The organism is Candidatus Cloacimonadota bacterium (genome assembly GCA_034722995.1).
Lineage (GTDB): Bacteria > Cloacimonadota > Cloacimonadia > JGIOTU-2 > JGIOTU-2 > JAGMCF01.
Map to the genome: position 1 here is coordinate 1 of JAYEOL010000061.1, position 9802 is coordinate 9802.

General features: G+C 32.9%; 8 protein-coding genes. 7 read left to right on the forward strand and 1 reads right to left on the reverse strand.

The window, feature by feature from the left end; genetic code table 11:
- The coding region (locus U9R23_07060) for a T9SS type A sorting domain-containing protein (GenBank protein ID MEA3476180.1) at positions 1–1379 on the forward strand (1379 nt) is incomplete at its 5' end.
- Between the two features lie 93 nt (positions 1380–1472).
- On the opposite strand, the gene U9R23_07065 is transcribed toward U9R23_07060, so the two are convergent.
- Positions 1473–2495, reverse strand: coding sequence for an SUMF1/EgtB/PvdO family nonheme iron enzyme (locus U9R23_07065; GenBank protein ID MEA3476181.1), 1023 nt, complete (start codon positions 2493–2495; stop codon positions 1473–1475).
- A 165-nt stretch (positions 2496–2660) separates the two neighbouring features.
- Here U9R23_07065 and gap point away from each other — a divergent pair, with 165 nt between their 5' ends.
- The 6 genes from gap to amrB form a co-directional block, all read left to right on the forward strand.
- Positions 2661–3656 carry a type I glyceraldehyde-3-phosphate dehydrogenase gene (gene gap / locus U9R23_07070; protein ID MEA3476182.1) on the forward strand — a complete coding sequence of 332 codons (996 nt, stop codon included), beginning with the start codon at positions 2661–2663 and terminating at the stop codon, positions 3654–3656.
- Positions 3657–3884: 228 nt separating this feature from the next.
- Entirely contained in the window at positions 3885–4967 is a 1083-nt protein-coding gene (gene amrS / locus U9R23_07075; protein MEA3476183.1) for an AmmeMemoRadiSam system radical SAM enzyme, read from the forward strand.
- A gap of 423 nt (positions 4968–5390) precedes the next feature.
- Positions 5391–5696, forward strand: a complete 306-nt coding sequence (locus U9R23_07080) for a nucleotidyltransferase domain-containing protein (GenBank protein MEA3476184.1) — start codon at positions 5391–5393, stop codon at positions 5694–5696.
- Positions 5680–6078 (forward strand): HEPN domain-containing protein, encoded by a 399-nt coding sequence (locus U9R23_07085; GenBank protein ID MEA3476185.1) that lies wholly within the window; start codon positions 5680–5682, stop codon positions 6076–6078. The genes U9R23_07080 and U9R23_07085 overlap by 17 nt, the downstream gene beginning before the upstream one ends.
- An 82-nt stretch (positions 6079–6160) precedes the next feature.
- Complete coding sequence (locus tag U9R23_07090; GenBank protein ID MEA3476186.1) at positions 6161–8302, forward strand: hypothetical protein; 2142 nt, start codon at positions 6161–6163, stop codon at positions 8300–8302.
- 152 nt (positions 8303–8454) lie between these two features.
- Positions 8455–9802: AmmeMemoRadiSam system protein B (gene amrB / locus U9R23_07095; protein ID MEA3476187.1), on the forward strand; the 1348-nt coding region annotated here is incomplete at its 3' end.

The window sequence follows — 9802 nt, forward strand, 5'->3', positions numbered from 1 at the left end:
AGGTGTGTCAAACTTTTGAAGAGGCAAGAAGTTCTGTTTACGGAATAAGAGCTGGTTCATCAAGCTGCAGTGGAACTACAAAAATCCATCATAATTATATTCACGATTTGAAACATAGTGCAAATGCCGGATGTCGTGGTTTATTTATGACATCTAACTCACACGATAATTTAATCTACAATAATATCATACATCTTGTTCCCGGACTTACTGCAAATACCAGTTATTGCATTTACTTGTCTTCCGGTGATGCTACAAATAATCAAATTTATTACAACACTCTTTATATGGGAGGCGTATGTAATAGAGAATATCCTGATTTCTACTGTATAAAAATTTATAAGGATGCGAGTGATAATATATTAAAGGATAATATCTTGATTAATGAACGAACTGGTGATGTTAGTGGAAATGAGCATTGTGCTATTTATCTGAAGACTTCGGCTTCATTTGCAGAGAGTAATTATAATTTATTATCTGTGAATTCCGAAGATCCGACTGACAATCGCTATGTAGCACGAATTGGTAGTAACTATTATAATACACTTGGTGATTTACAAAGTGCGCCCGGATATGCTCCGAGAGATGTTAATTCTCTTACAGGCGATCCTGATTTGAGCTTCCCTGATCTTCATTTGAATTCTAACAGCCCTTGCATTGGTCAAGCAACTCCTATTGCGGGGATTACAACTGATATTGATTACGATCCTCGTGATGCAATAAATCCAGATATTGGAGCAGATGAATTTATTTCTAACCACGCTCCTATAATCATTTATTTTTCCCCGGAAGAGACAGCATTTTCAATTGAACAAAATACTGAGCAATTATTTAGTATAGTAGCTGAAGATCCTGATGGGGATTCTCTGTTTTATTTCTGGTATCTTGATAATATACAGCAAGGCGAAAACAGCAATGAATTTACTTATACCTTTTCAGATACTGGTGATTTTGTGGTAAAGGCATTAGTATCAGATGGGGAATTAGCAGATAGCACATTGTGGGATGTTACAGTGACCCCATCTGGAGCTGTTGATGATGAAAATAATTCTCCAGTCAATCCCATTCTTTCTCAAAATTATCCCAATCCGTTTAGCGGTTCAACGAAGATTTTCTTTAATTTAGCCACTTGCCTTCGTCAAACTACGGCAAGGCAGGCAAAATCACACAAAAGTTTACAAATAAAAATCTATAATGTAAAAGGAAAATTAGTGAAACAATTTTCAATTTCCAATTCAATTGGGAACAATTGTCAATCGTCAATTAAATGGGATGGAACTGATATGAACGGGAATAGATTACCATCTGGCATTTACTTCTATCGTCTAAAATCTGATAACATCATTTCTGAAGTCAAGAAAATGGTTCTAATAAGATAAAATATAAGTAAATATACTGTTAGCCTTTAGGAGCCTTCTTTTATTTCATCTTTCAGAGAGATATTTTTATTAGAAGGTTCCTTTGTATTCTCACTACTTCTCTATCTTATATCTAAATCCCAGTATCTCGTTGTTGTATAATGGGCAGGAAATTCCTTTGACAGGAAAACCATAATGCATCTGTGAATTATTCTTTAAATAAAACATCTCCCGACAGCCAGGTCCACAAGGCGGAATATTAGAATCAATACTTAAAATTAACCATTCAGAAACATTGCTCTTGATAAAATGTAATGGGAATTGACCCTTTTCATCTATTTCTGAACAAACTGGATTAAATAAGCTATCGTTTTCAATAGAGTTAAAGGAAAAGCAGATTGAAATATCGCTCAGACCTGGCAAAGAACATCCCATCCAATTACAAAAGGCATTTGCTTCAAACCACCTTATACTTGTAACAGGTCCATAGATAAAATAGGATGCAGCCGATTTCCAGTAAGGTATCTCGTTCAAGTCCCAATCAAGTGGAGCACTTATCCTGAATCTTCCTTGAAAATTCCAACCTACTTCCCGATTTTCCATTATCCCTTCTTTTACCAGCCAATATTCTTTGATTTCATACCCATCATCATTGATAAATGCAGTAAATTGTTCATTTGAGACTTCAAATTTGTTTATATAAAAACCGTTGGTAGTTTCAGAAGCTATTTTCTCTTTATCCTGATGAAACGAATAACCGCCTTTTTTAATTTTTTTCATTTCATAGTAGATTCTGTTTTGAAAAACAATTTTGGGGAATGCGGTATAATCTTTAAAGTTGAAGCCAGCTGGCAATAATTTCAGCGGGATTGCAAATTTATATTTTCCCTTTTTCTCTAACTCTCCATAATCTCCAATGATTTTTTGTTCATTCAACCTAATAATATTTAGATTATCCTTTTTATAGATATTTATTCTGGTTTCTACTCCTTCCTGAAAATTTTCAATCCGATACTCAGCAGCGAACAAACTATCAGAAATATACTCCTTCACATCCAATAGGACAGGAGATTGAAAGGAGAAAAGTTTGGTAAAAGAAAATAAGATTAGTCCGAAAATTATAAAATGATTTTTCATATCTTAAATTTGGAATGATAAGATATTTTTGTCAAATAAAACTTCTAAAATATAATTGAAACGAATCCCGATATATCGGGACAAGTATTAATATAATTTTCTTGACATTGATTTATAAAGGTAGTAAGAAAAAATCAAAATTAAGTTTAAGATAGGAGATAGTATATGATTAATGTAGGAATTAATGGATTCGGGAGAATAGGGAGGCTTGTATTTAGAGCTTCAATGGATAATCCAGAGATAAACATCATAGGCATGAATGACATAACAGACGCAAAAACCCTTGCCCATTTACTTAAATATGATTCTACTTATGGAATACTTAAGGCTGATGTAAAGGCAAAAGATTCTGCCATAGTCGTTAATGGAAAGGAATATAAGGTATTTGCTATAAAAAATCCTGCTGACTTACCGTGGAAGGATTTAGGAGTAGATGTTGTAATTGAATCTACCGGGAAATTCAGGTCAAGAGATAAGGCAGCACTCCACCTTGATGCAGGCGCAAAAAAGGTGATTATCTCTGCCCCATCAAAGGGTGTGCCTGCTGATTGTGCAATAGTTATGGGTGTGAATGAACAAATCTATAACCCTTCTAAACATGATGTAATTGACAATGCTTCGTGTACCACAAATTGTTTTGCTCCTATGGTGAAAATATTAAATGATGCTTTCGGGATAGAAAGGGGATTTATGACGACCGACCATTCGTATACAAGTGACCAAAGGCTTCTTGATGCACCGCATAGAGATTTACGAAGAGCAAGGGCTGCTGCCCATTCTATGATTCCCACTACTACAGGTGCTGCAAAGGCAATCGGAATAGTTATTCCTGAAATGCAAGGGAAATTGGATGCAATGTCAATTAGAGTTCCAACTATTGATGGGGCTCTTACTGATTTTGTGTGTATTGTAAAAAAAGAAGTATCAGTGGAAGCAGTAAACAAGGTATTTAAAGAGGCATCAAAGAAGTATCCTAAATATTATGACTACCTTGAAGACCCACTTGTCTCTTGTGATATTATAGGGAATTCTCATTCTATGATTTTTGACCCATTTGAGACAAAAGTGATTGGCAATCTTGTTAAGGTCCTCGCTTGGTATGATAATGAATGGGGTTATTCAAATAGAGTTGTTGATTTGATTGAATGGATTACAAAGTAGACTTTGGGCTGCTGACAAAAAAGTAGTAGAAAATTATTAAATAGTTTTAGATTTTTGCGTAATTCGCTCGTTAGATAAGATATTTAATGAAGGAATCTGTCCGTGATATATTAATAATTAAGTTCACATTCATAAGTGCAAATAAATTAAACAGCACTTGGTTTCACAAGAGAGACTTTTTGATACAATTTATGAAAAATTATAGTTAATTTTTGGGAGTTATTGTAAATGAAAAAAAGATATTTTATCCTGATATTAATTATTTCATTATCGTTATTTTGTTTATCTGGAGATAAAAACGAGTCCTTAAAAGAAGCAAAATACTATGAGAAATTACCCGACAATTTAGTGAGATGCAACCTCTGTCCCAATAGATGTGTTTTAAGCGAAGGGCAAACTGGCATCTGTGGAGTGCGAAAAAATATAAAAGGAAAACTTTATTCTCTTGTCTATAACAAACCAGTAGCAGTCCACATTGACCCAATTGAGAAAAAACCGTTGTTCCATTTCTATCCTGGCACGCAAGTATTATCTATAGCTACTGTTGGCTGCAATATGCGTTGCAATTTCTGCCAGAACTGGGAAATCTCGCAATCCAGACCAAATGGGGTAAAAGCAATGCAAATGACTCCTCAAGAAGTTGTAAGTGCTGCTAAAAAATATAATTGTAAAAGCATTGCTTTCACTTATACAGAACCCACAATATTTTATGAGTATATGCTGGATATTGCTAAACTCGCCCATAGAGAGGGTATAAAAACCGTTTTTGTTACCTGCGGATATATTAATGAAAAGCCATTTCGTGAACTTTGCAAATATTTGGATGCGGCAAATATAGACCTGAAAGGCTTTTCAGATAAATTTTATTCAACCTATACAACAGCCACCTTACAACCTGTGCTAAATACATTGAAAATAGCCAAAGAAGAAGGACTTTATTTTGAAATTACAAATCTGGTTATACCTGAAGCAAATGATGACCCCAAAATTATACGAGAAATGTGCGAATGGATTAGAGATTCCCTTGGTGTTGACTACCCACTTCATTTCTCCCGCTTTTTCCCAAAATATAAACTTCTTAACCGTCCTCCGACCCCATTGAAAACACTTGAGATGGCAAGAGATATCGCTCTGGATGTAGGACTTAAATATGTTTATATTGGAAATATTTCTACAGATGCCGAAGATACATACTGTCCGAAATGTGGTAAAAAGATAATAGACCGTTCAGGCTATTTCATTGAATCAATGAATATAAAAGATGGCAAATGCAAATTTTGTGGAGAAGAAATATATGGAGTATGGAAGTAGAATAATGAACAATGAATAATGAATAATGAAAAAATTCGAAAAGAAAGAATGAGTAATAAACAGTATTAGATTATAAGTGTATCACAAAAAAAATAGTGAATGAGAAAGAATTAATTTTATACTTTGTTTCCTCTCGCTTTTCAGTAAGTAATATTTACAAAAATTAAGGACATTCAAAAAATGTTACTCATGTATCATAAAATACATCCTTCAAAACTTAATATTCAACATTCATTATTCAATATTTGAACAATGTCAACTAAATATAAAAAATGTTATAGTGCAAGTGACCATCCTTGCAAATTCGATATAAAACTTGACAGAATCAATTTGCTTATGGGTTTTTGAATTTGTATATAAATTATTTATCTATCATATTTGTTTATTTCTGTAAATGAATAACTATTGAAATAGAGAGGATGTATGTTTACAAAGGCTGAACTAAAAAAAGCAGTAGTTCGGAAATTTTCAAAAGACACTCACATTAAAAGAATAATTATATTTGGTTCTTTTCTAACCTCAACTAAACCCAATGATATGGATATTGCTATTTTTAGTGACAGTAATGAGGATTACTTATCTCTTGCAATGAGATATAGAAAAAAATTGAGAGATATTGCCCTAAAAATCCCTTTAGATATTATTCCTATAAGATACAACTATAATTATGAAAATCAGTTTTTGGATGAAATAAATAGTGGAGAAATCATTTATGAGAGAAGAGACTAAAATCTGGTTGAATTATGCCACTGAGAATTTCGAATCCGCGAAAGTTTTACTTGAGAGTCATCTTTATAATCCTTGTTTACAAAATATTCAACAAGCAATAGAAAAGTATTTAAAATTAATTTTTATTGAAAATTCAATCAAACTAAAAAGAACTCATAAAATTTTTGAACTTATTTCAAAACTTAAAGGATTAGATATTTTTATAGAAATCGATGAGGATGAAATTGATCTGATAGATTCAATCTATTTGCCATCTAAATATCCTGTTGGTGGTGCATTGCCAGATTTTATGCCGGATGAAAACATTTGTAAGAAATGTATAGAAATAGCAGAAAGAGTGAAGAAGGGCGTTAACAACTATATAAAAAACAAAAAATATTAGAAGTTAAGTACACCCAAAACAAGATAGTTACTAATCAATTTTCTGTACATTATAGAAGCGAAATCTATTCACATAACTATAAATGAAAATTCATTTTTACCCTATCTTCATTATAGTTGGCATAATTTCCGCAATTGGGCAGACCATTCTACTGCGGGAACTTATGGTTGAAGTGAATGGCAATGAAATTGTCTTTGCTATTTTTTTGTCACTCTGGCTTCTACTGGTTGCTCTGGGAACTCTGCTCAATAAGTTTATTAAAATCAAAAGAAACCTTAAAGAATACATCTACTTTCTACTTACACTCTTAATATTTATCACGCCTATTCAATTTCTTCTTATCAGGATTCTGGCAGATAAGTTCGCAGTAATCTCTGGACTTCTTATTGATATTCCATCACTAATAATTTTAGCTTTGATTATTTTGGCACCCGGCTGTCTCTTGATTGGCTTTTTGTTTCCACTTAATTGCAAACTGATTTCTAAAGTGAATAAGCCAGTTCATACTGTTTACATCCTTGAATGTATCGGAATGATTATTGGAGGGATTCTGTTTTTTGCTTTGATTTCCTTTCTTAGCAATTTTTCTATTCTATTATTGGCAGGCTTCCTAAGTTTTCTTAGTCTATTTCTTTTCTCTATAAAACGATTGTTTCTTTTTAGTGGAATTTTAATCTTGATTGCCATAATTTTTTCTAATGATATTTTTCAGACTAACTATGCAACACGCTACTCGCCCAATGAGTTAATTTCCACTCAAGATTCTAAATTTGGAAGATTTGATGTAACGGAAAGCGCACAGCAAAAAAATTATTATTGGAATGGCGTTCTCTTTGCTAATTCAGAAAATAAAAATTATGCAGAAGAAATGGTTAATTTCGTCTTGCTTCAACATCCCGCACCAAGAAAGATACTGCTTGTCGGAGGTCTGCTTAATGGATATTTACAAGAGATATTGAAAGATAAGTATGTCAAAGAAGTGGACTATCTTGAGTTGGAAAAAAATATAATCAAACAAAGCCTATTTTATAAAATGGGAGATGAAAAAGTCAAATTCATTCAGATGGATGCTGTCCGCTTTCTAAAAAGCATTCACAAAAAGTATGATATAATCTATATTGATTTTCCCGACCCATCCTCAATATTCCTGAACAGATTTTATACTCTTGAATTCTTTCAATTGCTGAAATCTCACCTCATCTCCGATGAAAGTATAGCAGCCATAACAGTCAGTAATGCAGAAAATTTTCTTTTACCTGAACTAGCTAAACTGAATGCTACAATAAATCAGACTTTCTCTGAGGCATTTGTCCCGCAAGGCAGGATTATTGTTATTCCAGCTGAGAAAAATATTTTCATCGGAAGTATTGGAACATACATTTCCAATAGTGTGGATAAACTCACAAAAAGAATGAAGCAGAGAAATAAAAGTGGAGTTTGGTTTAATCAAGCCCTTATCTTTGATACCTGCAACAAATTCCGTCTGGATAATTTTCAAAATGCAATAGCAGATGAAAGGGTTGCAATTAACGAGAATCTTTATCCACAAGCATATCTTTTTACTATCCAATTTTGGGCAAAACATTTAGACATAAGTTTTGAAAAAGTTATAAAAATCTTGAAAGATTACAAGATTTTGGTCTTTATTTTTGCTATATTTCTTATGCTTCTTATCACTTTTATTTTTAACAAAATTCAAAGCAGAAAATCGCTTTTTATATATGATGTTAATATCTTCTCCATAAGTTTTGTGGCTTTTGTAATGCAACTTATTCTTTTGAATATCTTCCAGATACAGTTTGGGTATGTGTACTTTGTCATTGCCATTTTTACAATTTCATTTATGTTGGGTTTGGCTCTCGGCTTTATTTCCGCGGAAAGAATAAAGATACCTATAGCCTATATTTTTATTTTTAATCTTGCTCTTATCTTATTGATTTATTTTATGGCAGGATGGTCCTTACCTGTTATCATTTATTTCTTATTTAACATCTTGGTGGCAGGTTTTGAGGGGATAATTCTTTCTAAAGTTTTGGCTGAGAAATATAGAAATGAACAGATTGCTTCAGGTGTATCATTTTATTTTCTGGATACTCTGGGTGCAACTTTTGGTGGACTATCAGTTGGCGTAATTTTCTTGCCTGTTTTCAGTATTAGAACAAATATTTTGTTTATTGGAGGTATTCTTTTATTTAATGTAATATTATTAAAATTCAAAGATTAAAAAGATTCAAAAATTAAAGAGATTAAGAGATTAGAATGTTAAATTTTTGTGAATCTTTACAAATTTTCCTAATCTTTACAAGTTTTTTAAATCTTTATGAATTTTTACAAATCTTTGAATCTTTATGAATCTTCGTAACATGGAGGTATATTATGACTAAAAAAATAATAATAATGTTAACATTAGGTTTACTTGTCTTTAATATTCTTTGGTCAGAAACCCGAGAACCGGCAGTAGCTGGACAATGGTATCCTGCCAATAAGAAAGAACTCGAAAAAATGCTTAATGGTTTTTTCAAAAATGTAAAATTGGATAAAGAGAAGCAAAAGATTACTCCATTTGGTATTCTATCGCCACACGCTGGTTATATCTTCTCAGGGCAGGTAGCTGCGTATGGATATTCACTTCTTAAAGACAAACATTATGATACAGTTATATTATTTGGACCAAGTCATCACTATAATACGGGCTATGTTTCAGCTTACGATGGGGACTATTATAAAACCCCTCTCGGTACTGTGCCAATTGACAAAGAAATAGTCTCTAAGATTTTAAAAGCAGACAAAAAATTTAAATTCCAGGAGTTTGTGCATCGCCCGGAGCACAGCATTGAAGCACAAGTCCCGTTTCTCCAGCACCAACTCAAAGATTTTAAAATAGTGCCGATTTTAGTCGCAACTAATGACTTACCACTTCTGGATAAGTTAGCTGAAACAATTATTAATATAATTGAGAAAAGCGATAAAAAAATCTTGTTAATTGCCAGCAGTGATATGTCTCATTATCATGATTATCAAACAGCTGTGAAAATGGACAGGCATACTATTGACCTTATTCAGAAGAAAAAGTGGGCTACTTTGCAGCAGGACATTTTCTCCAGAAAATCTGAATTGTGTGGCTATTTTGGTTTTTATGTATTCACAAAGGTTTTGCAGCACTTTGAATGTCCTCAAGGAGTCTTGCTGAAATATTCAAATTCTGGCGATGCAATGGGTGATACAACCTCTACAAGGGTGGTTGGGTATTGTTCTATTGTTTTTCCTAAAATTCCCACAACTGAATCAGAATTATCTCCATCTGATAAAGAATATCTCCTAAATTTAGCAAGACGCAGTATTGAATATTATCTGGATAATAAAGAAATAATAAAACCCGAAAAACCAGAATCCAAAATTTTGAACGAGGATAGAGCTGTTTTCGTTACTCTAACTAAAAATCATAATTTGCGAGGATGTATTGGTCAGTTGATAGCTCAGATGCCTTTTTATCAGGCGGTTGCAGAAATGGCTGTGTCAGCCGCATTTCAGGATTATCGTTTTAATCCAGTTAAGAGAAATGAACTAAAAAATATTTCAATTGAAATTTCAGTGATTACTCCAATGAAGAGGGTCAAGAGTATTGATGAAATAAAGATGGGGAGAGATGGTGTTTATATTAAGAAAGGTATGCGGACAGGAGTGTTTCTGCCGCAGGTAGCACAAGAAACCGGCTGGGATAAGA